Source organism: Rhodococcus sp. RS1C4 (genome assembly GCF_002258225.1).
GTDB lineage: Bacteria > Actinomycetota > Actinomycetes > Mycobacteriales > Mycobacteriaceae > Rhodococcoides > Rhodococcoides fascians_E.
On the sequence record NZ_NOXZ01000023.1, the window covers coordinates 181,568 to 207,206 of the forward strand.

The window sequence follows — 25,639 nt, forward strand, 5'->3', positions numbered from 1 at the left end:
AGCGGAGTCCTACTTCAGCGCCCGGTTGACGGCCGAGACGACGGCGCGCAGGGATGCTGTGGTGATGGAGGTCGCGATGCCCGCGCCCCAGACGGTGACGGCGGTGCCGTTGGGTCCGGTGACGGAGGCTTCGACGTAGGCGGCGGCCTGGGCGTCGTCGCCGGCGGACATGGCGTGCTCGGAGTAATCGAGGACGCTGACGTCGTAGCCGACGGTCGACAGTGCGTCGACGAAGGCTGCGAGCGGGCCGTTGCCGGAGCCGGTGATGTCCTGTTCGACGCCGTCGAGCTTGACCGTCGCGACGATGTTGTCGGTGCCGCCGTCTGTTTCGGCGGCGATGACGCGCTGCTTGATGCGTTCGAGCGGGCGGATCGGCGACAGGTATTCCTGCGCGAAGACGTCCCACATCTCCTTGGGCGAGACTTCGCCGCCTTCACCGTCGGTGATGCGCTGCACGGCCTGAGAGAACTCGATCTGCAGTCGACGTGGCAGTGCCAGACCGTGATCGGACTTCATGATGTAGGCGACGCCGCCCTTGCCGGACTGCGAGTTGACTCGGATGACGGCCTCGTAGGTGCGGCCGACGTCCTTCGGGTCGACGGGCAGGTACGGAACCTGCCAGGTGATCTCGCCGATGTCCGAACCCTGCTCGTCCGCGGTGGCTTTCATCGCGTCGAGGCCCTTGTTGATGGCGTCCTGGTGGCTTCCGGAGAACGCGGTGTACACCAGGTCGCCGCCGTACGGGTGGCGCTCGTGCACGGGCAGCTGGTTGCAGTACTCGACGGTGCGGCGTACCTCGTCGATGTTGGAGAAGTCGATCTGTGGGTCGACGCCGCGGGTGAACATGTTGAGCCCCAACGTGACCAGGCAGACGTTGCCGGTGCGCTCACCGTTGCCGAACAGGCATCCCTCGATGCGGTCGGCGCCGGCCTGGTAGCCCAGTTCGGCGGCAGCGACGCCGGTTCCGCGGTCGTTGTGCGGATGCAGCGACAGGATGATGCTGTCGCGCCGGTTCAGGTTGCGGCTCATCCACTCGATCGAGTCGGCGTAGACGTTGGGCGTCGCCATCTCCACCGTTGCGGGCAGGTTCAGGATGATCGGCTTCTCGGGCGTCGGATCGATGATGTCGACGACGGCGTCGCACACCTCTTTGGCGTACGCCAGCTCGGTGCCGGTGTAGGACTCGGGCGAGTACTCGTACCGCCAGTCGGTGTCGGGGTAGTTCGCGGCGACCTCGAGGCATTTACGTGCGCCGTCGGTGGCGATCTTCTTGATGACGTCACGGTCGGCGCGGAAAACGACGCGCCGCTGAAGAATGGACGTCGAGTTGTAGAAGTGGACAATCACGTTCTTCGCGCCCTCGCAGGCGAGGTACGTGCGTTCGATCAGTTCCGGCCTGCACTGAGTCAGGACCTGGATGGTCACGTCGTCGGGGATCGCGCCGTCTTCGATGATCTCGCGGACGAAGTCGAAGTCGGTCTGGCTCGCGGAGGGGAACCCGACCTCGATCTGCTTGTAGCCCATACGAACCAGCAGATCGAACATCCGACGCTTGCGTGCGGGGCTCATCGGGTCGATGAGGGCCTGATTGCCGTCACGCAGGTCGACGGCGCACCACTGCGGTGTTCGGTCGATGACCTTGTCCGGCCACGTGCGGTCGGGGAGCGTGATGGGCTCCACCTCGTCGGCGAACGGGCGGTACCGGTACGTCGGCATCGACGAGTTCTTCTGGGTGTTCCACACGGGCTGATCGCTGGGCGCGGGCCGTGACGGAGGGGTGATGGTGCGCGATCCGGATGTGAATGCGTCGGCAGGTGACATTGGTGTGATCTCCGAGGTTACTGGCTGTACTTGGATATCGACCGGCGCGATGAAACCCCGCGACGGGAAGCCAGTCTGGATCAGACCCCGTCGCGGCGATCGAGGAGAAGCGCGCGCTGCATGGATGCGAGTGTACTACTGCACCTCCACCTCTCACGGCCGGGTTCGCCGATCTCGTGTCAGTCGGGTAAACGACGCAATTCGACGACGGTCAGACCGAGGGCGTCGAACCGAGCCAACATGCCGCGCAGGGCGGTGTCGTCGTCGATCGGCCCGAACATTCGAGTGAACGTAGCGGGGACACGTGCGATCGACAGATCGGGGAACGCGGCCTTCGCACGTTCGGACAGGTCGCCTTCGACGACGAACTCGTACCGAACTCCGTGCGATATGCCGCCAGCGGGTTGAGCCATGTGCCCTCGCTCCACGAAGAGAATCGATGCTTCTCCACCAGCGTCCGCGCCCGGGTCGTCCACTGCATCACCCGTAGCAGATGAATGAATCGCAAGGGGAGCGTCCGTCAGAGCAGCCCGAGTTCGTGGGCGGCGGCGATGGCGTCGCGGCGAGAGCGGACTTCGAGCTTGCGGTAGATGCCGCGCAGGTGTGTCTTGATGGTGTTGACGGAGACGAAGTGGTCCGCGGCGATCTGCTCGGCCGTCCGCCATGACGGGAGTTCGCGCAGCAGTTCCAGTTCGCGACGGGTCAGTGCGGCATTCGGTGACCGGTCGACTCCGGCTCCCGAGTGTGGAACCGAGGCGCGGGCGAGGTCCGCGAAGGGCTCGAGAAGCCCGAACCTGCCGTGGTTGTGGGTCAGGACGTCGCGCACGGTGGTGCCCGCTTCCGCGAACGGAAGCAGAATCGACTCCGGTTGTGCGGCGGTCAGGGCAGCGACGGTGGAGTCGAAGGCGCGGGTGGGGTTCTTGCGTTCGACGGCGACAGCGGCGGCTGCGAGCAAGGCGCGGATCGAATTCACCGGGTTCAGGCAGCGCTTGGTGCCGTCGATGACGCGGGTCAGTTCGGCGTCGGCGGCGTCGAGACGCCCGGCTCGGCGGTGCAGTTCGGCCGCCAGGAGGTGGACTTCACCGACCGGACCGAGCCTCCGCGCGGTCAGGTCGACGAACTCCGCGGCGCGATGAAGTTCTCCCTGCGCGAGGTATCGACGTTGAATCATCGGGGCCAGCAAGGCCTCGAATCCGGGTAGCGCCGGCCGTTCCAGGTCGGCTCGATCACGCTCGCTCGGCGCGGAACGGCCCGGCTCGTCGGATGCGCCGAGGGCCCACCGTGCCCGGCGTCCGTAGCTCGCGATGGCCAGGTCCGGTGAGGTGCAGATCGCGCGCCAGACGTCGTCGGGTGCAGCGTCTGCCGGCGTCAGCCGCACGATGCCGACGAGCAACTCGACCGACTGCGCGACGGCATGCACGGGCGATCCGGTGAGTCCGTGCGTCCGCGAGTAGTGGAGTGCGTCGTGCGCGGCGGTGTGTGCGTCGGTCAATTGTGTTGCGAGGAAGTGACTTCCGGCGATCGTCGCCAGGCATGTGAGTGCGGTGAGGTGCAGATGTCCAGCCTGTGCGTGCGCGACGGCGTCGGACAGATGGACGTCCGCGGCGGCGCGTCGTCCGAGATGCAGTTCCGCGAGGCCCGCGACCATCGACGCGTAGGCGTCGAGATCCGGAGACCCTGATTGTCCGATTCCGACGCGCAGGGCCCGGTCCAGCGGCGTCGCCACGGTCCCCGTGTAGAGCGATGCGTGCAGATCGAGGGCCCTGCGCAGTACCTCGGCGCGAGGGTCGCCGAGGCCGTCGCCCGATCGTCGAAGCGCGGACAGGATGCTCACCGCGGGTGCGATCCGGCCGGTTGCCAGGAGAGCGGCCGCGCTGACCAGTCCTGTCCGAACATCGCGTCGAACATCTGCCGGGCTCTGCTCGACGGCGTCGAGTACCTGGGGGCCGTCTCCGCGCAACACCATGCCCAGGCCGGACTCGGACAGTATGTCGACGATTCGTGTGCAGTCGGCGGCGTGCACGCTGTGCTGGAGTGCGAACAACGGGTGGCGAGTGTCGGTGAACCACGAGGACGTGACGCGTTCGAGGTTCCTGATCTGCTCCGCCCCCAGACGTGCGATCTCCGCGCGGAGATAACCGCGCATGAGCGGGTGGTACCGGTAGCCGGTCTCGGGCCCGGGAATGCGATCGACGAGGAAGTTCTGGGCGAGAAGGCCGTCGATGATGTCCTGGCACCGACGGTCACCGGTGAGCTTCTCCGCGAGGTCGGCCGTGAACCAGTCGGGAACGGACGTCTCGATCAGGAACGTCCGGACGTGAGGCGGAAGGTTGGAAAGGACTTCCCCGACGAGGTAATCCGCGACGGTGTGCTGCGTCCCGGTGAATGCGTCGATGACCTCGGACGGCGGTCGCGCGCCCGTCAACGTCATTCCCGCAAGCCGCAGACCGGCCGCCCATCCCTCGGTCCGAACCATCAACTTGGACAGATCGTCCTCTGCGAGAACGGTTCCGGTGCGTGCCAACATCGCGGCAGCTTCGTCCGCGGTGAACGCGATGGCGGCCGGGGAGATGTCGTGCACTCGACCGTCCAGACGTAACTTCTGCAGCGCCAGAGGTGGTTCGAACCGTCCGGCGAGAACCGTGCGGACAGTGCGCGGCGGCCACCGCAGGAAATTGCCGAGCAACGACAGTGCGTCGTCGTCGTGGAGTAGATGCGCGTCGTCCAGGATCAACGTCACCGGACCGTCCACCGTGTCGAGTGCCTCCACGAGCAGCGCACCGAAGCTGCCCGGCGAGCCTGCAGGTGACGGCACCCGTGCCATCGCCTCGCTCAGCTCGTGCGAGCCCGCATGCTCGAACGCCGAGACGACCGACGATCGCAGATGCGCGACATCGTTGTCGGACTCCTCGACGGTCAGCCAGGCCACCGACCCGGCACGCGCACGTTCGTCGGCGCCGATCCAGTCGACCAACAGGGTCGTCTTACCCGACCCCGCCGGTGCGGTCACCAAGGTCACCACCGAGGGATCGGCGTCGTCGAGCATCGTGAGCAGGCGCGGCCGGCTGATCGTGGTTCGAGGACGAAGCGGAATTCTGCTGCGCAGCTCGGGCGGCGTCACCGAGGGCTGCCGAGACGGCGTCGAGAGTGAAGACAGGGGCAACGTGGTCATACACGACCCTCTCCCGACGAAAAAGGCGCATGTGATGCGATGGACCGGCCAATAGTATTCCGGTTCTTGCGATTTCGGGAAGTAACGCTCGATTCGGACACCGTTCGGTTCGCTTTGGAGGGGCTCAGGCGGAAGGCCGTCCGAGTAGAGTCGTCCGATCGGTACCCACCCGCCGAAACCGCCCGTTTATCCGGATGGACTCCACGTTTCACCCTCCTCGCATCGGGGTGACCCGGGCACCGGCGTCGGACGAATATCCTGGATTCGGGGCCGGGCTGGGGCGTGAGCGGCCGGGGGAGACGCTCCCGGTGCCCGTCGGCGGACGGAAGACGCAGGTCAGGGGCGCTGTTGCCGTACCACCAGCGCAAGGAGAGGCCGGACCTCGGTAAGGTAGCTCCGGCAAGTTGCACCAATCGAGACGCACCCAAGCAGCGGAGGTACACACGCGTGGCTCTCATCGTCCAGAAGTACGGTGGATCGTCGGTGGCTACCGCCGAACGTATCCGACGCGTTGCTGAACGAATCGTCGAGACCAAGAAGGCGGGCAACGACGTGGTCGTCGTCGTGTCCGCGATGGGTGATACCACCGACGAGCTCCTCGACCTGGCCGAGCAGGTCTGCCCAGCGCCACCCGCGCGTGAAATGGACATGCTGCTGACGTCGGGTGAGCGCATCTCCAACGCCCTCGTCGCGATGGCCATTCATTCCCTCGGTGCCGAGGCACGCTCCTTCACCGGCTCGCAGGCAGGCGTCGTCACGACGAGCGTGCACGGCAACGCCAAGATCATCGACGTCACCCCCGGCCGCGTGCGCGACGCCCTCGACGAGGGTTCGATCGTTCTCGTCGCCGGTTTCCAGGGCGTCAGCCAGGACAGCAAGGACGTCACGACGCTCGGACGCGGTGGCTCGGACACCACGGCCGTCGCCCTCGCGGCGGCATTGAACGCCGACGTCTGCGAGATCTACACCGACGTCGACGGCATCTTCACCGCCGACCCCCGCATCGTTCCGAATGCACGCCACCTCGACACGGTCTCGTTCGAGGAAATGCTCGAGATGGCGGCCTGCGGAGCCAAGGTGCTCATGCTGCGCTGCGTCGAGTACGCACGTCGCTACAACGTTCCCGTACACGTTCGGTCGTCGTACACCACGAAACCCGGAACCATCGTCTCCGGATCTATGGAGGACATTCCAGTGGAAGAAGCCATTCTCACCGGCGTCGCACACGATCGCAGCGAAGCCAAGGTCACCGTGGTCGGCATCCCCGACTCCCCGGGGTACGCGGCGAAGATCTTCCGCGCCGTCGCGGATGCGGAGATCAACATCGACATGGTGCTGCAGGGAGTGTCCAAGGTCGACACCGGCAAGACCGACATCACGTTCACCTGCCCCAAGTCCGACGGCCCGACGGCCGTGGAGAAGCTCACCAAGCTGCAGTCCGAGATCGGGTTCGCGCAGGTCCTCTACGACGACCACATCGGCAAGGTCTCCCTCGTCGGCGCAGGCATGAAGAGCCACCCGGGCGTCACGGCCACGTTCTGCGAGTCCCTCGCGGACGCAGGTGTCAACATCGACCTGATCAGCACGTCGGAGATTCGTATTTCCGTGTTGGTCAACGACAATCAGCTCGACGAGGCCGTGCGTGTACTGCACGAGGCATTCGATCTCGGCGGCGACGAAGAAGCCGTCGTACACGGAGGTACAGGACGATGACCGTAGTTGCAGTCGTAGGAGCCACCGGCCAGGTCGGCGCCGTCATGCGAACCCTGCTGGAAGAGCGCAACTTTCCTGCAGACACGGTTCGGTTCTTCGCGTCGGCGCGGTCGGCGGGCAAGAAGCTGCCGTTCCGCGGCGAGGAGATCATCGTCGAGGACGCATCCACCGCCGACCTCGCCGGGATCGACATCGCGCTGTTCTCCGCCGGTGCGACCCTCTCTCGCGAGCAGGCCCCGCGCTTCGCCGCGGCCGGTGCCGTCGTCATCGACAACTCCTCGGCGTTCCGCAAGGACCCCGAGGTTCCCCTCGTGGTCAGCGAGGTCAACCCCGACGCGGCGAAGAACCCTCCCAAGGGCATCATCGCCAACCCCAACTGCACCACGATGGCCGCGATGCCGGTCCTGAAGGTGCTGCACGACGAGGCGGGCTTGCAGCGCCTCATCGTCTCCAGCTACCAGGCGGTCTCCGGCAGTGGCCTGGCCGGAGTCGAAGAACTCGCCACCCAGGCGCGTGCCGTCATCGACGACGCGGAAAAGCTGGTGCACGACGGTTCGGCGGTCGACTTCCCGGCGCCGAACAAGTACGTCGCGCCCATCGCCTTCAACGTGTTGCCGCTCGCGGGATCGCTGGTCGACGACGGTTCCGGCGAGACGGACGAGGATCAGAAGCTCCGTAACGAGTCGCGCAAGATCCTCGGGCTGCCGGACCTGCTGGTCAGCGGCACGTGCGTCCGTGTTCCCGTCTTCACCGGCCACTCGCTGTCGATCAACGCCGAGTTCGCGTCGCCGTTGTCGGTGGAGCGCGCACGGGAACTGTTGGCGTCGGCACCGGGCGTCGAGCTCGTCGACGTTCCGACCCCGCTGCAGGCTGCGGGCAAGGATGCATCGCTGGTCGGTCGGATCCGTCAGGACCCGGGCGTTCCCGAGGGCCGCGGACTCGCGCTCTTCGTGTCCGGCGACAACCTGCGCAAGGGCGCTGCTCTGAACACGATCCAGATCGCAGAACTGCTCGTTTAAGCGCCTTCGGCGCGCGTGAGTGGAAATGTAGGCTCCGGGGCAGGAGCGGAGCCGGCGGAGCGACCAGAATGCACCGAATTTCCACTCACAACAGGGGGGTGTCGTGTGAACGAGATGTCACGGCGATCCGCGTTTCGCCTGGCCGCCTTCGGTGTCGTCGCCGCGGCGCTGCCGGCGTCGTCGGCCGTGCGCCGCGCGACTGCGGACGACATCTTCGGCGGCCACAGTCCACTGCTGTTCCATTCGCCGCCCCTGCAGCCGTTCCGCGACGAGCTACCCCGTCTGCCCGTCGTCTCCGGCACTGCCGTCGAGCTGAGGGCGCGAAGCGGATCGCATTCCTTCCACGCGGATCTCGCGCCCGGTCCGACGTTCGGTTACGGCGATCTCGACTACCTCGGGCCGACGATCGAGAGCGTCCAAGGCCAGCCCTGGACGTTGCGCTACAGCAACGACACGGACGGTAACCCGTTGGCCGCCGATGTCGACACCTCCCTGCACGGCATGAGCGAACACGACCGGCACATGACGCCGACCTCGCTGCATCTGCACGGGGCGATCACGCAGCCCGATTCCGACGGGCACTCCGAGATGCTGGTCCGTCCCGGTGAGTCGCTGACCCACAGTTTTTCCGGCCTGAACGACGCGGCCGGGTTGTGGTACCACGATCACGCGATGTCCATGACGCGCATCAACGTCTACGCGGGGCTCGTCGGCGTCAATATCGTTCGTGATCAGCATGATTCGGGGGCAGCGGACAATTCGCTCGGACTCCCGTCCGGCGAGTTCGAGATCCCGCTGGTACTGCAGGAGAAGATCATGAATCCCGACGGATCGATGAGCATTCGGTCCAACATTACTGTGCCGCAGGGCAAGTGGGAGGGCGGCGGAACCGGCGACGTCGGCGTTGTCAACGGAAAGATATGGCCGACGATGGAAGTCGCGCGCGGCCTCTACCGGTTCCGTATCGTCAACGCAGGTTCGTACTCGGTGTGGAATCTGTTCATGTCGGGCCAACAGAGCGCGCAGCGGCTGCAATTCTGGGTCATCGGGAACGACGGCGGACTGCTCGACGCACCCGTTCGAACCGACAGTGTTCGCCTCGCGCCCGCGGAGAGAATCGACGTCCTGGTCGACTTCGGGGCCGCAGATCCCGGCGAGCTGATCGAACTGCGCAACGACGAGCCGCCACCGGCGCAAGCCGCGTCGCTGGGAGCGATACCGATGCCGTTGTTCTGCCAGTTCAGGGTGGCGTCGGGCCGCGGGTTCACCGGCGACGTCATGACCATGTACCGAGGTGGGAAGGGGCAACCTCCGCTTCTGCCCGCGCTGCCTCAGGTGCAGGTGCAACGCACCGTGACCGTGAATCAGCCGTCGGCAGGCCTGTCGTTGGCACCGCCGATGATGACGCTCAACAATCTGCGGTACAGCGACCCGGACATCGAGATGCCCGCGCAGGGAGCCGTCGAGCAGTGGAACATCGTCAACACCACGCTCGAACCGCATCCGATTCACCTGCATCTGGTGCATTTCCGGACCCTCGGTCGTGCTCCGATCGACCTCGCTGCGTACCAGCGCGACAATCCGCGCCCCGACGTCGGGGTCAAATGGGCCCCCGACGTCGAGCGGTACGTCACCGGGCCGCTTGCTGCGCCTGCGCCGTGGGAAGCGGGTGCCAAGGACACAGTGAACACGTACCCGGGGACGGTCACGCGGATCCTCGTCCGGTTCCCCCGCGCCGACGAACTCGGATTCGACCCGGACGCAACGTTTACCGCCGGGTCCGGCGGGCACCACGGCTCGGCCGAGCTGCAGGGGTACATGTGGCACTGCCACATGCTCGACCACGAAGACCACGAAATGATGCTCCGCTACCGCCTGGTGTGAGGCCTGCCGTGTGATCGTCGACGGCCGATCCAACTGCCGAACTAAAAAGCAGTCTGGACTGTTTGTTGATTTTCGGATACGGTCAGCAGTGTGACCCAGAGCACCGAACTGACCGAACGCCGCACACAAGCGGAACGCACGGCGGGCACGCAGGCCAAACTGCTCGACGCGGCGATCGAGTGCCTCGTCGAACTCGGCTTCGCGCGGACCAGCACGCAGGAGATCGCTCGACGTGCCGGCGTGTCCCGAGGAGCGCAACTGCATCATTTTCCGACGAAGGAAGCGTTGGTCACCGCGGCCGTCGGCCATCTGGTGGACAAGCGACTCGCAGAAATACTGGCCGCGAAGCCCGATCCCGAGCGCGGTGTCGAGGTGTTGAGCGAAGCATTCTCCGGCCCACTCTTCTACGCGGCGCTCGAACTGTGGGTCGCCGCCAGGACCGACGCCGCCCTGCACGAGGCGATGCTTCCGCTCGAACGCAAGGTGTCCGAGGCGCTGATGGGAGGTGCGTCCATCGTCATGGGTAGCCGGATGTCCACCGAGAGCATCGAACTCAGCATAGAACTGGCACGTGGACTGGCCGTGTCGGCCTTGTTCCGTAGCCCCGACGCCGACGCCGCACTCCGGTCGCGGATGTTGCCCGCATGGGAGCAGAAGGTGATGGAATGGTGATCCCCAGTTCGGTCGATGTACTGGTCGTCGGCGCAGGATTTGCCGGAATAGCCGCGGCCACCAAGGTTCTCGACGCAGACCCGTCGGCGGACGTGCTCGTCATCGAACGTGCTGCCGACGTCGGCGGAACGTGGCGTGACAACACGTACCCCGGGTGTGCGTGTGACGTGCCGACGTCGCTCTACTCGTTCTCGTTCGCGCAGAGCCCCGAGTGGACGCACACGTTCGCCCGTCAGCCGGAGATCTACGCATACCTCAGGGGAGTCGTGGAACGGACGGGTCTGCGCGAGCGCATCGTCACCGAATGCGAATTACTCGGCGCCACCTGGGATTCCGCATCATCGCGGTGGAACGTGCAGACGTCGTCCGGCCCGGTGTCGACGCGTGTGCTCGTCGCGGCGACGGGTGCTCTGTCGACTCCGAAACTTCCCGAGGTGCCCGGTATCGAGACGTTCACCGGCGAGATGTTCCACTCCGCGACGTGGAACCACGATCACGACCTGACGGGTAAACGCGTCGCCGTCATCGGCACGGGCGCATCCGCCGTGCAGTTCGTGCCCGAGATCGCCGACCGTACCGAGCGGCTCACGGTGTTCCAACGAACTCCCGCCTGGGTCATTCCTCGGTTGGATCGCACCCTCGGCCGCGTCGAGAAGGCGATGTATCGGCGTTTCCCCCTGTCGCAGAAAGCGGTACGGGCGGCCATCTACAGCTACCGGGAGGCGTACGTCCTCGGTCTGGCGCGCTTTCCCAAGGTGCTACCGCTGGTGTCGATCGTAGCGAGGACGCACCTGCGTCGGCAGGTGAAGAACCCGGCGAAGCGGGCGGCTCTCACACCGAACTTCGTCATCGGATGCAAGCGGATCCTGCTGTCCAACGACTGGTTGAAGACCCTCGACCGAAGCGATGTCGACCTGGTGGCAAGCCGGCTCGCTTCGATCGGGGAGAACTCGGTCAGCGCGGCCGACGGCACGTCCTACCCGGTGGACACGATCATCTTCGCCACCGGATTCACCCCGACGGAGCCACCCGTCTCCCACCTGCTCGTCGGCGACAACGGGGAGACGCTCGCTCAGAAGTGGGGTGGCAGCCCCAACGCATTCCGAGGCACCACCGTCAGCGGATTCCCGAACCTGTTCCTGATGTACGGGCCCAACACCAACCTCGGCCACAGTTCCATCGTCTACATGTTGGAATCCCAGGCCGAGTACGTGGTGTCCGCGTTGGCGCAGATGCGTGAGCGGGGCATCGGCTCCGTCGACGTCACGGAAACCGCCCAGAAGGAATACAACACGTGGATCCACGACTCGCTGGCCGGAACGGTGTGGAACTCCGGCGGTTGCTCGAGTTGGTACCTGGACTCCGAAGGAAAGAATCCGGTGATGTGGCCGACCTACACGTTCACGTTCCGTAACTCGACCCGGACGTTCGACTTGGACAAATACGAAACGAAAGGATCTGCGAGATGACCCATTTCGACGTTCTTGTCATCGGATCAGGGTTCGGCGGTAGCGTCAGCGCGCTCCGCGCCGTCGAGAAGGGGTACAGCGTCGGCGTGCTCGAATCCGGCCGGCGCTTCGCCGACGATCAGCTGCCGAAGACCAGTTGGCGACTCAGAAAGTACCTGTGGGCGCCCGCCCTCGGATGCTACGGAGTACAGCGCATTCATCTGCTCCCCGACGTTCTCGTCATGGCGGGCGCAGGCGTCGGCGGCGGATCGCTGAACTACGCCAACACTCTGTATCAGCCCCCGAAACGGTTCTTCGAGGATCCGCAGTGGGCAAGCATCACCGACTGGCACCGTGAACTCGGCCCGTACTACGACCAGGCCAAACGCATGCTGGGCGTCGAGACCAACCCCACGATCACCCCGTCGGACAAGGTCATGAAGGAAGTGGCCGAGGACATGGGGGTGGGGGAGACGTTCACCAGCACACCCGTCGGTGTGTTCTTCGGTCAGCCGGGAAGGACCGATCCGGACCCGTTCTTCGGCGGCGTCGGGCCGGCACGGACCGGCTGCACCGAATGTGGATCCTGCATGACGGGATGCCGCGTCGGGGCGAAGAACACACTCGTCAAGAACTACCTCCATCTCGCGGAACACGCCGGCGCACAGATCTTCCCGCTGACGACGGTCACCTCCGTCCGGCCACGCGCAGGAGGAGGCTACGAGGTGGTGACGCGTCGCACGGGCGCAAAACTGCGCCGGGCCGACACCGTCATGACTGCCGACCAGGTGGTCTTCGCGGCGGGTACCTACGGCACCCAGAAGCTGCTGCTGGCGATGAAGGAGACCGGGCAGCTGCCCAAGCTGTCCGACCGGATCGGCGGCCTCGTCCGAACGAACTCCGAGGCTGTCCTCGCCGCAACCGCGCGGGGTCGCGAGATCGACTACACCCAGGGCGTCGCCATCACGTCGTCGTTCCATCCGGACGATCACACGCACATCGAACCCGTTCGATACGGCAAGGGCAGCAACGCAATCGGACTTCTGCAGACAGTGCTGAGCGACGGAGGGGGCCGCACGCCTCGGGTGCTGAAGACTCTCGGCGTCGCGCTGCGTCACCCCGGTGCTGCGCTGCGCAGCCTGTCCGTCCGTCGCTGGTCCGAACGCACCGTCATCGCACTCGTCATGCAGACCGACGACAATTCACTGGAACTGGGTTCGAAGAAAGGGCTGTTCGGCAGGCGTCTGACCAGTCGTCCCGGCCAGGGCGACCCACCTCCGCAGTGGATCCCGCAGGGGCACGAGGCAATACGCATGCTCGCGGACAAGATCGGGGGTGACCCGGGTGGCTCCATCGCAGAAATCGTCAACATCCCGATGACGGCGCACTTCCTCGGAGGGTGCGCGATCGGGGAGAACCCCGAGCGCGGCGTCGTCGACGCCTACCACCGGGTCTACGGATACGACGGCCTTCACGTCGTCGACGGCTCAGCAGTGAGCGCCAATCTGGGCGTCAATCCGTCCCTGACGATCACCGCCCAAGCCGAGCGCGCCCTCGCGTTGTGGCCGAACAAGGGCGAGACCGATCAGCGCCCGTCTCAGGGTCAGCCCTACCGCGAGATCAAGCCGACACAGCCACGCTCGCCGGTAGTGCCCGCCTCGGCCCCCGGTGCCCTGCGGCTGCCCCTGACCGTGAAAGGAGCGTGACGTCCCATGTGGAGCGTCAGTGAATCCGAGTCACCCAGAACCGAGTGGCCGCAGAGCCCGCCACCGCCGTGGCCTGCGTCGGTACGCGCCACGATCTGGTGGCATCGCGCGACCGACGAAGGACGCGCACTGCTTCCGCAGAAAGATCTGCCGGTGACCATGGCCATGGTCGTCGACTATCTGGATTCACCGGTCGGCCCGTACCGAGAGATCCTCGCCAGCCCGGTCCTGCGGCGGCCGGGGAAGCTCATCGGCGCGATGCCTCGCATGGCCGTGCCGTTCATCGCCGTCGACTCCGAGACATCCGTGCACGGAGGACGCACACATTGGAACCTCCCCAAGGTGCTCGCACACTTCGGCGGTGACGTGCTGGGGACATCGACGGCCAGCGGCGACGGATGGACTGTCGACGTCGCCGCACGAGCCGTCGGGCCGCGGTTCCCGATTCGGGGCGGTCTCGGCTTCGCGCAACCCGTCGACGAGGAAGTCTCCCTGGCCGGCGCCTCGCTGAAGGGCAAGGCGAGACTGTGCCGCGTGCAGGTCGGCGCGACAGGACCGTCGCTGGGGGACTGGCTGCGTCCCGGTTCCCACTTCGGCCTCCAGATCGTGTCCGGGACCATGTCGACAGGTGCATCGCGGCTGGTGGGTGACATCGAAGTCTGACGGCCGGTGTCATCCGGTCGTTCCCGCTGGCACCACTCGCGTCTTTTGACTGATTCAAAAAAATGGCCCGAACAGGTTCGAAAACACGCAGACCGGTTATACGAGCGTGATAGACGTTCCGAGTACAGCCATGGCAGTCGGAGCCAGCCCCTCCGACTGTCCTCAGTGAATCTCTCAGGAGGCAGCCCGAATGACAGAACCGGCCACCACCAGCAACTCCGGAATCCCCGTACCCAGCGACGACCAGTCGTTGACGGCAGGAACACAAGGCCCGATCCTTCTTCAGGACCACTACCTCATCGAGAAGATGGCTCAGTTCAACCGTGAGCGTGTCCCCGAGCGCGTCGTGCACGCCAAGGGTGCGGGTGCGTTCGGAGTCCTCGAAATCACCGAGGACATCTCGAAGTACACCAAGGCCGCCGCCCTGCAGAAGGGCGTCAAGACCGAAGCGCTCGCCCGATTCTCCACCGTCGCCGGTGAGCAGGGAAGCCCGGACACCTGGCGGGACCCGCGCGGATTCGCGCTGAAGTTCTACACCACCGAAGGCAACTGGGACCTCGTCGGAAACAACACCCCGGTGTTCTTCGTCAAGGATCCCATCAAGTTCCAGGACTTCATCCGCAGCCAGAAGCGCATGCCGGACTCCGGGCTGCGCGACCACAACATGCAATGGGACTTCTGGACGCTCTCACCCGAGTCCGCCCACCAGGTCACCTGGCTCATGGGTGACCGGGGTATCCCCAAGAGCTACCGCCACATGGACGGCTTCGGCTCGCACACGTACCAGTTCATCAACGACGCCGGCGAGCGTTCCTGGGTGAAGTTCCACTTCAAGACCAACCAGGGCATCGACTTCCTGACCCAGGAGAAGGCCGACGAGCTCGCGGGAACCTCCCCCGATCACCATCGTCAGGACCTGTTCGGTGCGATCTCCGAAGGCGACTTCCCGAGCTGGGACTTCTACATCCAGGTCATGCCGTACGACGAGGCCGAGGGCTACAAGTACAACCCCTTCGACCTCACGAAGGTGTGGTCGCAGAAGGACTACCCGAAGATCAAGGTCGGCAAGCTGACCCTGAACCGCAACCCGGAGAACTTCTTCGCGCAGATCGAGCAGAGCTCGTTCGAACCGTCGAACCTGGTACCGGGAATCGCCGCCAGCCCGGACAAGATGCTGCTCGGACGCATCTTCTCCTACGCCGACGCGCACCGTTACCGCATCGGCACCAACTACGCGCAGCTGCCGGTCAACGCACCCAAGGCCCAGGTCAACTCCTACTCCAAGGAAGGGTCGATGCGGTACTCGTTCAACTCCGCCGACACTCCGGTGTACGCACCCAACTCGTACGGCGGCCCGCACGCGGACACCGCGAAGTACGGAGACGACGGATCGTGGGACTTCGAGCCACGTTTCGTCCGCACCGGATACATCGAGCATCCCGAGGACAGTGACTTCGCACAGGCCGGCATCCTCGTCCGCGAGGTCATGGACGACGATCAGCGAGAGCGTCTGGCGGGCAACATCGTCGGCCACGCACTCAACGGAGTGACCGAGCCCGTGCTGCAACGCGTCTTCGAGTACTGGACGAACGTCGACCCCGACCTCGGCAAGAAGGTCGAGGAAGGTGTGCGCGCAGGCCAGAGTGACGCAGCGCCGACGACCAGTCAATCGCCGACCACCCCCGGCGACGAGGCCGAGAAGGTCTGACGCGTCACAATCGGGAACATCGTCCACGTCCGGGCCGTTGAGCCGAGCGACCGTTGAGAACGTAGGAGGCGCACTCATGACCAACCCCATCAGCAGCACTCTCGATGCAGGTCAGCAGAAGATTGCCGGAGATGCCCTGCAGGGCACCGTCGTCGACCTGATCGACCTGTCCCTCATCGCGAAGCAGGCGCACTGGAACGTCATCGGCAAGAACTTCCGTTCGGTGCACCTCGCGTTGGACGAACTCGTCACCGCAGCACGGGACTTCACCGATGAGGCCGCCGAACGTGCAACGGCGATCGGAGTCAGCCCGGACGGACGCTCGGCCACGGTGTCGGCCACAGCAGGCACCAAGGGATTCGGTGAAGGCTGGACCAAGGACGAGCAAGTGATCGCCGCCGTGGTGGACAACCTTGCCGCAGTGGTGGATCGGCTCCGAGGACGCATCGCGGACACCGAGGCCGCAGATCCCGTGACGCAGGATCTGCTCATCGCCATCACCGCCCGTCTGGAGCAACTGCACTGGATGTGGCAAGCGCAGGTCGACTGACCGCAACCCTGTGAGCAGGCCCTCTTCCCCATCGGGAAGGGGGCCTGCTCACGTTTCACCCCGGTACGACTCGGGTAGCCGTAGGCAATGACTTCGACTTCAGGCGCAGTCCTGTTCGACATCGACGGCACCCTGGTGGACTCCAACTACGTTCACGTGGACGCGTGGTCCAGAGCGTTCGCCGACGCCGGGGTGACCGTCCCGTCGTGGAGGATCCACCGGTGCATCGGCATGGACGGCGACAAGCTACTCGAATCGCTCGTCGGGTCCTCCGACAGTGCCGCAGCACTCGAAGCGAAGGATTTGCACACCAGCTACTACCAGCAAGCGATCGCGCGGCTGCAAATTCTGCCCGGCGCGCGAGAGTTGCTGCAGCGCATCGACGATGCAGGCCTGACCGTCGTACTGGCCACGTCGGCACCCGAGAACGAACTCGCCCACCTCCGTGACCTCCTCGATGTCGAGGACATCGTGTCCGTCGTGACTTCGTCCGAGGACGCCGACGTGGCCAAGCCGAGCCCCGAGATCGTCGACGTCGCTCTGCAACGCGCAGGCGTCGAAGCCCGCGGAGCGGTCATGATCGGCGACAGCGTGTGGGACATGAAGGCGTCCAGACGCGTCGGAGTGGCAGGAATCGGCGTCCGGTGCGGAGGAGTACCCGACGCCGAATTACGCGCGGCCGGCGCAGAAGCGGTCTACGAGGACCCGGCGGACCTCGTCGAACAACTGACCGACAGCCCCATCGCGAGGTTGACCGCCGTATGAGTCGTCAGGACGGCTACGCAGCAATCGAAGACTACGCAGCGATCGGAGACGGACGGACGGTCGCCCTGATCGCCGACGACGGCCGAATCGACTGGCTTCCCATCCCCAACCTCGACTCGCCGCCCCCGTTCGCCGCCGTCCTGGACGCCGAGCACGGCGGCACCTTCGCGCTCGCCCCCGTCGAACCCTTCTCCGTAGAGCGTGAATTCGTCGAGGGAACCAACGTGCTGACGACGTTGTACACGACCGACACGGGAACTGTCCGCGTCACCGACTCGCTCAACACCGGGGTGGCCGGCAGGCTGCCCTGGGTGGAACTCGGACGTCGCATCGACGGTGTGCAGGGAACCGTCGACATGGCGTGGAAGGTAGCCCCGGGAACCATGCTCGGTATCGCGTCCCCGTGGGCGTACGACACCCAGCACGGCACCGTGCTCCGCGCCGACGGCCTGACGATGGCCGTTCGCACCCTCGAGGCGGACGACGTGACCGTCGGAGACCAGATCATCGACGGCACGTTCACGACGGCGCCCGGATCACGTCACCTGATCGGGCTGGTCGGCACCGAGAACGAACCGCTGCATCTGCCCGAGCCCATCAAGGTCGACGAAGGTATCGACCGCACCGTCGGCAACTGGAGGATGTGGTCCGACGAATTCCACTACGACGGACCGTGGAAAGAGCACGTAGCACGCAGTGCCCTTGCTCTGAAACTGTTGCTGCACAGTCCCTCCGGTGCAATAGCCGCAGCCGCGACGACGTCCCTGCCGGAGAACAGGACCGGTGGCAAGAACTGGGACTACCGCTACGCATGGGTCCGCGACACCGCGTACACGATCCGAGCGCTCATCAGGTTCGGTCTACGTGAAGAAGTACACGCCGCAGTGGCCTGGCTGCTGAAGGTCATCCGGCTCAACGATCCTCTCGTCAACGTGTTCTACACGCTCGGTGGCGAACTCCCCGGCGGCACCGAACAACCCGACGTGCCGGGATGGCGCGGCGTCGGACCCGTCGTCAACGGCAACGCCGCCGCAGATCAGTTGCAGCTGGGGATCTTCGGAGACCTGTTCGCGATCGTGCGGTTGTACGTGGACGCAGGCAACGTACTCGACGCCGAAACCGGCAGACTGCTGGCCACCATCGCCGACGAAGCCTGCGACTCCTGGCAGCGCCGCGACGCCGGAATCTGGGAACTCGAGGACGAACAGCACTACACCAGCTCCAAACTGGGCTGCTGGCAAGCGCTCGACTGCGCAGTCCACCTCGCCGAAGAGGGGCAGATCCCCGGCGTCGCCGACAGGTGGCGCGCCGAACGCGGGCGCATCAGGCGCTACGTCGAGGAGGAATGCTGGTCCGAAGAACGACAGGCCTACCTCGCCTACCCGGGAGCAGACGGTCTCGACGCCTCGGTGCTACTGGCCGCGGAGATGGATTTCGATCGGGGAGAACGGCTTTCGTCGACCATCGATGCGTTGGGCCGTGAGCTCGGCGTCGGTCCACATCTCTACCGATACAGCGGCGTCGACAAGGAGGAGGCCACGTTCGTCGCGTGCGGCTTCTGGCGCGTCTCGGCGCTCGCCTGTGTCGGACGCGACGCCGAAGCATCCGAACTGATGGACCAACTCGTCGAGACGTCCAACGACGTCGGTCTCTACAGCGAGATGATCGATGCTTCGGACGGGTCGTTTCTGGGTAACTTCCCGCAGGGCTTGAGCCACCTGGCCCTGGTGAACGCAGCGCTGACGATTGCGCATTCGCACGACGCAACGAACTGACTCGTAGGAACGAGGACGCACACATGGATCTGGGAATCGAAGGCCGCGTTGCGGTCGTGACAGGGGCGGACTCCGGCATCGGTTGGCACACAGCTCGATTGCTTCTCCAAGAAGGAGTCACGGTCGTGGTCACCGACCGGGACGAAGAGACGCTGACGAAAGCAGCAGCCGAACTCGACGCCGCCCCGGACAAATTGTTCGCCTTCGCCGCCGACGTGACCGACGCCGACAGTGTCGCCGAACTCGCCCGGAAGACAGCAGCGGCGGTCGGCGACATCGACATACTCGTTCAATCCGCGGGAGTGACCGGCGCGCAAGGACTCTTCCACGAAATCGACGACGAAGGATGGGCCAGCACCGTCGAAACCGACCTGCTCGGGCCGGTGCGGGTGGTCCGAGCCTTCCTGCCCGCACTGCGGCGCGGTGGGTGGGGACGCATCGTTCTGCTCGCATCCGAGGACGCCGAGCAGCCCTACATCGACGAACTGCCGTACTGCGCATCGAAGGCAGGAATCCTGTCGCTGACCAAAGGACTGTCCAAAACCTATGCATCCGAAGGTATTTTGGTCAATGCGGTCTCGCCCGCCTTCATCCACACCCCGATGACGGACAAGATGATGGACAAACGTGCCGACGAACGCGGCACCGACCGCGACGAAGCAATCGAGACCTTCCTCGACGAGGAACGACCCTTCATGGAACTGAAACGACGCGGCGAACCCGACGAGGTCGCATCCGTCGTCGTGTTCCTCTGCTCGGAACGCGCATCCTTCGTCAACGGCACCAACTACCGCGTGGACTCCGGGTCCGTCGCAACCATCTAGAGGAGGCACCATGACCAACTTCGGCTACACCCTCATGACCGAACAGAGCGGCCCCAAAGAGCTCGTGAAGTACGCCGTCGGCGCCGAGAACGTCGGCTTCGACTTCGAGGTGGCAAGCGACCACTACTCACCATGGCTGTCCTCCATGGGCCACGCACCGTACGCCTGGACCACGCTGGGAGCCGTCGCACAGGCCACCGAACGCGTCGAGCTCATGACCTACGTGACGTGCCCCATCATCCGGTACCACCCCGCCGTCGTCGCACAGAAAGCCGCAACCCTCCAGATCCTCGCCGACGGACGCTTCACCCTCGGCCTCGGCAGCGGCGAAAACCTCAACGAACACGTCGTCGGCGAAGGCTGGCCGTCCATCGACAAGCGCCAGGACATGTTCGCCGAAGCACTCGACATCATCGGCAAACTCCACGCAGGCGGCTTGGTGACCTACGAAGGCAAGCACTTCCGCGTCGACTCCGCACGCATCTGGGACCTACCCGAAGGCGGCGTACCCATCGGCGTCGCCGTGTCCGGTGAAAAATCCATCGCCCGATTCGCGCCCTACGCCGACCACCTCATCGCCGTCGAGCCCAACGCAGACCTCGTGAAAGGCTGGGTCGACCACCACGACGGACCATCACGCACCATCGGCCAGATCCCCATCTCCTGGGACCCGGACAAGGACGCCGCCATCGACCGCGCCCACGACCGATTCCGCTGGTTCGCCGGAGGCTGGGCCGTCAACGCAGACCTCCCCACCACCGCAGGCTTCGCAGGCGCAACACAATTCGTCCGCAAAGAAGACGTAGCCGACACCATCCCCTGCGGCCCCGACCTCGACGCCATCGTCGAGGCCGTCAAGCCCTACTGGGAAGCCGGCTTCACCGACATCGCCCTCGTCCAGGTCGGCGACGAAACCCAGGAACGCTTCCTCGCCGAAGCCGCAGGCCCGTTGCTGGAGAAACTGCGCGCCGCATCGAGCTAGGTTCCCCCGGTTCCGGACCGAACGTGCCGTTCGGTCACTTCAAGTGACCGAACGGCACATTCGGTCTCGAAACGGAAGTACGCAGACAACAAAAAGACCCTGATTCGTGAACCGAATCAGGGTCTTTGCTGTCGGGGTGGCGGGATTCGAACCCACGACCTCTTCGTCCCGAACGAAGCGCGCTACCAAGCTGCGCCACACCCCGTGTACCGCACGCAGAAGTCTAGCTTACGACTGCCTCGGAACGCGAAACGCCCTCGTCGGACCCCTCTTTTGGGCCCTTTCGGGGTGCTGGAGTGAGTGTCAGCAGTGTCGCTTCGGGGCGGCAGCAGAAACGTGCAGGCGCGTACGGCGACGTACCGATTCCGGCCGAGACGTGCAGCTGCGTGTGCGCGCCCCACTTCGACGGGCCCTTCACACGTGATCGGTCGATCTCGCAGTTGGTAACCAGAGCGCCGTAGAACGGAAGGCACAGCTGACCGCCGTGGGTGTGTCCAGCGAGAACGAGGTCGTAGCCGTCCTCGGCGAACTTGTCGAGAACCCGCGGTTCGGGGGAGTGCGTGATACCGAGCCGCAGGTCCGCCAGTGGATTGGGTTGGCCGGCGATGGTCTCGTAGCGATCGCGCTTCAAATGAGGATCGTCGACTCCGGCGGACGCGATGCGCACGCCCGCGATCTCGAGTTCGCGACGGACGTGGGTGACGTCGTGCCAGCCACGCTCGGAGAACGCTGCTCGGAGGTCGCGCCAGGGGAGTGATTCACCCAGAACGCGCTTGTGGTTCTTCTTGAAGTACTTCAGCGGGTTCTTCGGCTTGGGCGCGAAGTAGTCGTTGCTGCCGAACACGAACAGGCCAGGCCTGGACAGGAGCGGGCCGAGAGCCTGGACGACGGCGGGGACGGACTTCGGATGCGACAGGTTGTCGCCGGTGTTGACGACCAGGTCGGGTTCGAGCCGGTCGAGCTCCCGCAGCCAGTTCTGCTTGAGCCGCTGATTCGGCATCATGTGCAGATCGCTGATGTGCAGAACACGCAGCGATGCCGATCCCGGCTCGAGGACAGCCATCGTGGCTTCGCGGAGAGCGAAGGCGTTGCGCTCGATGAGCGTCGCGTACCCGAGGCCGAGCGCTGCAGCACCGGCCGTGGCCAGGGCTGCCGTCTGCAACGGCGCCTGCTCCGCGTTGGCACGGGCGCGTGTCGCGGCGGCACGGAGAGCGTCGGATGCGAGCTGCGACTGCGGGGCGAACGGGAGGGTCCAAGCATTGTTTTTCACGGACACGTTTCCCACGATACGTCAGTACAGGTAATCGACGTGCGGATGCGGACGGCGCCCGCGTAGCGTTCTGGTACATGTCCGAACTGAAATCCCAGCTCCGAGCCGACCTGACCACATCCATGAAGGCCAAGGACAAGCTCCGCACGGCCACGATCCGTATGCTTCTCGCCGCGATCCAGACCGAGGAGGTCTCCGGCAAGGAAGCGCACGATCTGACCGACGAGCAGGTACTGAAAGTCCTTGCCAAGGAGTCGAAGAAGCGCGGCGAATCCGCCGAGATCTACACCGAGAACGGCCGCGGAGAGCTCGCAGCGAACGAGCGCGCGGAAGCGCAGATCATCGACGAATACCTGCCGACGCCGCTCACGGACGCCGAATTGGCCGATGTCGCCGACACCGCCATCGCCCAGGTGGCCGAAGAAATCGGCGAACGGCCTGGGATGAAGCAGATGGGCCAGGTCATGAAGGTCGCCTCCGCACTGGCTGCGGGTAAGGCCGACGGATCGCGCGTGTCGAAGGCCGTCAAAGACCGCCTCTGACACTGGTGCCCTATGTGAGTGGAAATGCAGGCCCTGGCCTACATTTCCACTCACATGCGGCGGAGCCGCTTATCGCGGTGCGGTGATGCCCGGGATGGCGGGAATCTGCAGCCCCGGCGGAATGGCCGGTAGTTCGATGCCCGGCGGAAGTTCCGGCAGAGCCGGAGCAGGCGGGGCCTCCCGCACCGATCCGTCGCTGACGTAGATCGTGATGGTCGATCCCGGGATTGCCGAACCCGACGGGGACACACCCGTCACCGTGCCGCGGGACGCCGAGTTGGCTGTCGTCGCGACCGTCACCTGGAAGCCTGCGCCCTGGAGCGTCGAGGTTGCCGAGCTCTGGCTCTGACCGGTCACGTCGGGAACCTGACCGTTGGCCGACCCACGCACGTACTTCTGGTCGACGGGTGGCAGCTCGACGGGGCCGAAGTTGTTCGCAACGGGGTCGATGGCGTCGTACCAGGTGCGCGCAGGTTCGTTACCGCCGTACAGGTTGCCGGACCCGCACGGACGAAGTGGGAACGAGCAGATCTCACCGGGGGTCGGCGAGTCGCCGTAGGTGTACACGGCTGCGGCGTAGCGGTTGGTGAAGCCGAGGAAGCCCGACGACATGTGAGACTCCGTCGTACCGGTCTTGCCGGACATCGGGAGCGTCCAGCCGACGGATCCCGCAGCCGACGCCGATGTGCCGCCTGCCTGGTCGTCCTTGCTCATCGCGTTCGCGAGAGTGTTCGCCAGACCAGGCTCGACGACCTGCTCGCAGGCCTGCTGGGTCACGGGAACCGGCTTGCCTTCTCGGTCGAACACCGAGTCGATCGGAGTGGGCGGGCACCACTTGCCGCCCGACGCCAACGTCGCGGCCACGTTGGACAGCTCCAGTGGGTTCACCCAGGTGGGTCCGAGTGTGTAGGAACCGAGGTTCTGGTTCTTCTGGAAGTCGGCCATGCTCTGTTCGTCGAAGCCCGAGGTGTTCGGGTCCGCGTAGGACCGCAGGCCGAGACGAACGGACATGTCGACGACGGGTGCGACTCCGACGGATTCGATCAGCTTCACGAATGCCGTGTTGGGCGACTGGGCGAGCGCATCGGTGATGGAGAGCGACGCCGGGTAGTTGCCTGCGTTCTCGACGCAGTACGTGTTGGCCGGGCAGCCACGAGCACCGCCGTCGCCCAGGCCCTTGACTTCGGCTCGGCGGGGTACCTGCAGGGTGGCGCTGGTTCCGAGTCCTCGTTCCATCGCTGCGGCGGTGGTGAAGACCTTGAAGATCGACCCGGCGCCGTGCCCGACGAGTGAGTAGGGCTGCGGCTGAACCGTTTCGTCGGTGTCGGCGTCGAGACCGTACGTGCGGCTGCTTCCCATCGCCAGGATGCGGTGCGAGTCCTGGCCGGGTGCGATGACGTTCATGACCGTGGCGACGCCGTCGAGCGTCGGGCTCGAGTTCGACGACAGCGATGCCTTGGTGGAGTTCTGCACAGCCGGATCGAGCGTGGTGCGGATGAGGTAGCCGCCCTTGTCGATCTGTTCGCGGCTGATACCGGCGTTCGCGAGGTACTGCAATGCGTAGTCGCAGAAGAATCCGCGGTCACCGGCGGCGATGCATCCTCGCGGAAGAGTCTGCGGCACCGGGAGAACGCCGAGAGGTTCGGTTTTGGCCTGGCGGAACTCGTCGGCCCGGTCCGGGATGTTCTGGATCATCGTGTCCAGCACGATGTTGCGGCGTTCGGTGACGCCCTGCTCGTTGGTGTACGGGTTGAGCGCCGAGCTGGACTGCACCATGCCCGCGAGCATCGCGGACTGCTTCGCGTCGAGCTGGCTGGCGTCGATACCGAAATAGGTCTGCGCGGCGTCCTGGATGCCGAACGACGAGTTTCCGAACGGCACCAGGTTGAGGTAGCGGGTGAGGATCTCGTCCTTCGTGAGTTCCTTGTCCAGCGTCAACGCCATGCGGATCTCGCGGATCTTACGAGCGGGCGTCGTCTCGATCGCGGCGCGGCGCTCGGCGTCGGTCTTGGCGACGACGAGAAGCTGGTAGTTCTTCACGTACTGCTGATCCAACGTCGACGCGCCCTGTTCGACCTGGCCGCTCGTGGTGTTGGTGAGGAACGCGCGCAACGTGCCCTGCCAGTCGACGCCCTGGTGCTCGGCGAACCGCTTGTCCTCGATGGAGACGATGGCGAGCTTCATCTCGTTGGAGATCTTGTCGCTCGGTACCTCGAAGCGTCGCTGCTCGTACAGCCACGCGATCGGGTTACCTGCGGCGTCGACCATCGTGGACACCGCCGGGACCGCGCCTTCGACCAATTCGGCGGACACGTTGTCCACCGTGTCCGCAGCCCGATTCGACGCATAGCCGAACCCGCCTGCCAACGGGAACATGACTCCGGCCAACAGCGCACCCGCGAGTGCGGAACATCCGGCGAGCTTCGCCACGGTTTTTCCAACTGACACGAGCACAGCGTACGTGGACTACTGCAGCTGGCCCAGAAACGCAGATGATCCCGCCGCTTCCGGGGTGCGCTGTCGAGTCGTTACGGAGCGCGTCTGCTTGTAATGGATCACAGGTCGAGCGAGGAACCGCAGGTCGGGACGGTCGTACCAGAAAGTTGCCTCTCTCGTCTTGCGTTCGTCGCCGGATTTACCTAAATTATGAGCACGGTGTGATTCACATAACACTTGTATATGAATGTGGGGCAGCTCCTAGACCGATGTGCTTCGAGCAGTGGAGATCGAGGTCGAAGCAGCGCCGCAGGGGCTTCTGGAACGTTCAGCAAGGACGTTCGAACTGCAAAGGGGATCCGCAATGCACACGACAGCAGCACCGACGCGGCTAGATGTGGAAGAAGCAGAAGCACGCATTGCGTGGGTAGCGCAGGCACGGTGCAAGGGCACCGATCCTGACCAGCTGTTCGTACGGGGAGCAGCGCAGCGCAAAGCCGCGACCATCTGCCGGCACTGCCCGGTGTTGATGCAGTGCGGTGCCGACGCGCTCGACAATCGCGTGGAATTCGGTGTCTGGGGTGGCATGACCGAACGTCAGCGTCGTGCATTGCTCAAGCAGCACCCCGAGGTCGACTCCTGGTCGGACTTCTTCGAGACGCAGCGCCAGCAGCAGGCCGCGATCTGAA

General features: G+C 65.2%; 20 protein-coding genes and 1 tRNA gene. 15 read left to right on the plus strand and 6 right to left on the minus strand.

The window, feature by feature from the left end; translation table 11 throughout:
- Positions 1 to 9: 9 nt before the first annotated feature.
- From leuA to CH289_RS11645, 3 genes are all read right to left on the minus strand, one after another.
- On the minus strand, positions 10 to 1,821 hold the full coding sequence (gene leuA / locus CH289_RS11635) for a 2-isopropylmalate synthase (RefSeq protein ID WP_019662920.1): 1,812 nt from the start codon (positions 1,819 to 1,821) through the stop codon (positions 10 to 12).
- A 179-nt stretch (positions 1,822 to 2,000) separates the two neighbouring features.
- A complete protein-coding gene (locus tag CH289_RS11640; protein WP_019662921.1) occupies positions 2,001 to 2,234 on the minus strand; it encodes a hypothetical protein in 234 nt (77 codons plus the stop codon).
- Positions 2,235 to 2,341: 107 nt separating this feature from the next.
- The gene (locus CH289_RS11645; RefSeq protein WP_256977151.1) at positions 2,342 to 4,993 is read right to left on the minus strand and encodes a LuxR C-terminal-related transcriptional regulator; all 2,652 of its coding nucleotides are present in this window, start codon (positions 4,991 to 4,993) and stop codon (positions 2,342 to 2,344) included.
- A gap of 447 nt (positions 4,994 to 5,440) precedes the next feature.
- Between CH289_RS11645 and CH289_RS11650 the strand changes: the two genes are divergently transcribed.
- The 13 genes from CH289_RS11650 to CH289_RS11710 all read left to right on the plus strand — a co-directional run bounded on the left by CH289_RS11650 (position 5,441) and on the right by CH289_RS11710 (position 20,702).
- On the plus strand, positions 5,441 to 6,706 hold the full coding sequence (locus tag CH289_RS11650; protein ID WP_019662923.1) for an aspartate kinase: 1,266 nt from the start codon (positions 5,441 to 5,443) through the stop codon (positions 6,704 to 6,706).
- On the plus strand, positions 6,703 to 7,725 hold the full coding sequence (locus tag CH289_RS11655) for an aspartate-semialdehyde dehydrogenase (RefSeq protein WP_019662924.1): 1,023 nt from the start codon (positions 6,703 to 6,705) through the stop codon (positions 7,723 to 7,725). Before CH289_RS11650 ends, CH289_RS11655 begins: the two co-directional genes overlap by 4 nt.
- A 114-nt stretch (positions 7,726 to 7,839) precedes the next feature.
- On the plus strand, positions 7,840 to 9,609 hold the full coding sequence (locus CH289_RS11660; protein ID WP_256977183.1) for a multicopper oxidase family protein: 1,770 nt from the start codon (positions 7,840 to 7,842) through the stop codon (positions 9,607 to 9,609).
- 90 nt (positions 9,610 to 9,699) lie between these two features.
- Complete coding sequence (locus CH289_RS11665; protein ID WP_094727947.1) at positions 9,700 to 10,281, plus strand: TetR/AcrR family transcriptional regulator; 582 nt, start codon at positions 9,700 to 9,702, stop codon at positions 10,279 to 10,281.
- Positions 10,275 to 11,750: a flavin-containing monooxygenase gene (locus tag CH289_RS11670; protein WP_020110991.1), complete on the plus strand. Its 1,476-nt coding sequence runs from the start codon at positions 10,275 to 10,277 to the stop codon at positions 11,748 to 11,750. Before CH289_RS11665 ends, CH289_RS11670 begins: the two co-directional genes overlap by 7 nt.
- Entirely contained in the window at positions 11,747 to 13,435 is a 1,689-nt protein-coding gene (locus CH289_RS11675) for a GMC oxidoreductase (RefSeq protein ID WP_037164354.1), read from the plus strand. Before CH289_RS11670 ends, CH289_RS11675 begins: the two co-directional genes overlap by 4 nt.
- Positions 13,436 to 13,441: 6 nt before the next feature.
- Positions 13,442 to 14,098 (plus strand): acetoacetate decarboxylase family protein, encoded by a 657-nt coding sequence (locus CH289_RS11680; RefSeq protein WP_037164351.1) that lies wholly within the window; start codon positions 13,442 to 13,444, stop codon positions 14,096 to 14,098.
- Positions 14,099 to 14,288: 190 nt separating this feature from the next.
- Entirely contained in the window at positions 14,289 to 15,806 is a 1,518-nt protein-coding gene (locus CH289_RS11685) for a catalase (protein WP_019662930.1), read from the plus strand.
- Positions 15,807 to 15,882: 76 nt separating this feature from the next.
- On the plus strand, positions 15,883 to 16,356 hold the full coding sequence (locus CH289_RS11690; RefSeq protein ID WP_019662931.1) for a Dps family protein: 474 nt from the start codon (positions 15,883 to 15,885) through the stop codon (positions 16,354 to 16,356).
- An 87-nt stretch (positions 16,357 to 16,443) separates the two neighbouring features.
- Entirely contained in the window at positions 16,444 to 17,121 is a 678-nt protein-coding gene (locus tag CH289_RS11695) for an HAD family hydrolase (protein ID WP_019662932.1), read from the plus strand.
- Positions 17,118 to 18,896, plus strand: coding sequence for a glycoside hydrolase family 15 protein (locus CH289_RS11700; RefSeq protein WP_019662933.1), 1,779 nt, complete (start codon positions 17,118 to 17,120; stop codon positions 18,894 to 18,896). The genes CH289_RS11695 and CH289_RS11700 overlap by 4 nt, the downstream gene beginning before the upstream one ends.
- Before the next feature lie 23 nt (positions 18,897 to 18,919).
- Positions 18,920 to 19,720 (plus strand): SDR family NAD(P)-dependent oxidoreductase, encoded by an 801-nt coding sequence (locus CH289_RS11705; RefSeq protein WP_019662934.1) that lies wholly within the window; start codon positions 18,920 to 18,922, stop codon positions 19,718 to 19,720.
- Positions 19,721 to 19,730: 10 nt separating this feature from the next.
- On the plus strand, positions 19,731 to 20,702 hold the full coding sequence (locus tag CH289_RS11710; RefSeq protein WP_094709684.1) for an LLM class F420-dependent oxidoreductase: 972 nt from the start codon (positions 19,731 to 19,733) through the stop codon (positions 20,700 to 20,702).
- 131 nt (positions 20,703 to 20,833) lie between these two features.
- Here CH289_RS11710 and CH289_RS11715 read toward each other — a convergent pair.
- Together CH289_RS11715 and CH289_RS11720 are read right to left on the minus strand one after the other, a co-directional pair.
- Positions 20,834 to 20,907 (minus strand) — tRNA-Pro (locus tag CH289_RS11715).
- Positions 20,908 to 20,925: 18 nt separating this feature from the next.
- Positions 20,926 to 21,864, minus strand: a complete 939-nt coding sequence (locus tag CH289_RS11720) for a metallophosphoesterase (RefSeq protein ID WP_170947552.1) — start codon at positions 21,862 to 21,864, stop codon at positions 20,926 to 20,928.
- Positions 21,865 to 22,049: 185 nt separating this feature from the next.
- Here CH289_RS11720 and CH289_RS11725 point away from each other — a divergent pair, with 185 nt between their 5' ends.
- On the plus strand, positions 22,050 to 22,514 hold the full coding sequence (locus CH289_RS11725) for a GatB/YqeY domain-containing protein (protein ID WP_019662937.1): 465 nt from the start codon (positions 22,050 to 22,052) through the stop codon (positions 22,512 to 22,514).
- Positions 22,515 to 22,583: 69 nt separating this feature from the next.
- Here CH289_RS11725 and CH289_RS11730 read toward each other — a convergent pair whose 3' ends face one another.
- On the minus strand, positions 22,584 to 24,944 hold the full coding sequence (locus CH289_RS11730; RefSeq protein WP_020110986.1) for a penicillin-binding protein: 2,361 nt from the start codon (positions 24,942 to 24,944) through the stop codon (positions 22,584 to 22,586).
- A 370-nt stretch (positions 24,945 to 25,314) separates the two neighbouring features.
- Between CH289_RS11730 and CH289_RS11735 the strand changes: the two genes are divergently transcribed.
- The gene (locus tag CH289_RS11735) at positions 25,315 to 25,638 is read left to right on the plus strand and encodes a WhiB family transcriptional regulator (RefSeq protein ID WP_026347399.1); all 324 of its coding nucleotides are present in this window, start codon (positions 25,315 to 25,317) and stop codon (positions 25,636 to 25,638) included.
- Position 25,639: the final 1 nt, after the last annotated feature.

Excerpts from the sequence above, each read along its gene's own strand:
- leuA (WP_019662920.1), bottom strand. The coding sequence starts at position 1,821 with ATGTCACCTGCCGACGCATTCACATCCGGATCGCGCACCATCACCCCT.
- CH289_RS11640 (WP_019662921.1), bottom strand. The coding sequence starts at position 2,234 with ATGGCTCAACCCGCTGGCGGCATATCGCACGGAGTTCGGTACGAGTTC.
- CH289_RS11645 (WP_256977151.1), bottom strand. The coding sequence starts at position 4,993 with ATGACCACGTTGCCCCTGTCTTCACTCTCGACGCCGTCTCGGCAGCCC.
- CH289_RS11655 (WP_019662924.1), top strand. The coding sequence starts at position 6,703 with ATGACCGTAGTTGCAGTCGTAGGAGCCACCGGCCAGGTCGGCGCCGTC.
- CH289_RS11660 (WP_256977183.1), top strand. The coding sequence starts at position 7,840 with ATGTCACGGCGATCCGCGTTTCGCCTGGCCGCCTTCGGTGTCGTCGCC.
- CH289_RS11670 (WP_020110991.1), top strand. The coding sequence starts at position 10,275 with ATGGTGATCCCCAGTTCGGTCGATGTACTGGTCGTCGGCGCAGGATTT.
- CH289_RS11675 (WP_037164354.1), top strand. The coding sequence starts at position 11,747 with ATGACCCATTTCGACGTTCTTGTCATCGGATCAGGGTTCGGCGGTAGC.
- CH289_RS11680 (WP_037164351.1), top strand. The coding sequence starts at position 13,442 with ATGTGGAGCGTCAGTGAATCCGAGTCACCCAGAACCGAGTGGCCGCAG.
- CH289_RS11685 (WP_019662930.1), top strand. The coding sequence starts at position 14,289 with ATGACAGAACCGGCCACCACCAGCAACTCCGGAATCCCCGTACCCAGC.
- CH289_RS11690 (WP_019662931.1), top strand. The coding sequence starts at position 15,883 with ATGACCAACCCCATCAGCAGCACTCTCGATGCAGGTCAGCAGAAGATT.
- CH289_RS11695 (WP_019662932.1), top strand. The coding sequence starts at position 16,444 with ATGACTTCGACTTCAGGCGCAGTCCTGTTCGACATCGACGGCACCCTG.
- CH289_RS11700 (WP_019662933.1), top strand. The coding sequence starts at position 17,118 with ATGAGTCGTCAGGACGGCTACGCAGCAATCGAAGACTACGCAGCGATC.
- CH289_RS11705 (WP_019662934.1), top strand. The coding sequence starts at position 18,920 with ATGGATCTGGGAATCGAAGGCCGCGTTGCGGTCGTGACAGGGGCGGAC.
- CH289_RS11710 (WP_094709684.1), top strand. The coding sequence starts at position 19,731 with ATGACCAACTTCGGCTACACCCTCATGACCGAACAGAGCGGCCCCAAA.
- CH289_RS11725 (WP_019662937.1), top strand. The coding sequence starts at position 22,050 with ATGTCCGAACTGAAATCCCAGCTCCGAGCCGACCTGACCACATCCATG.
- CH289_RS11735 (WP_026347399.1), top strand. The coding sequence starts at position 25,315 with ATGCACACGACAGCAGCACCGACGCGGCTAGATGTGGAAGAAGCAGAA.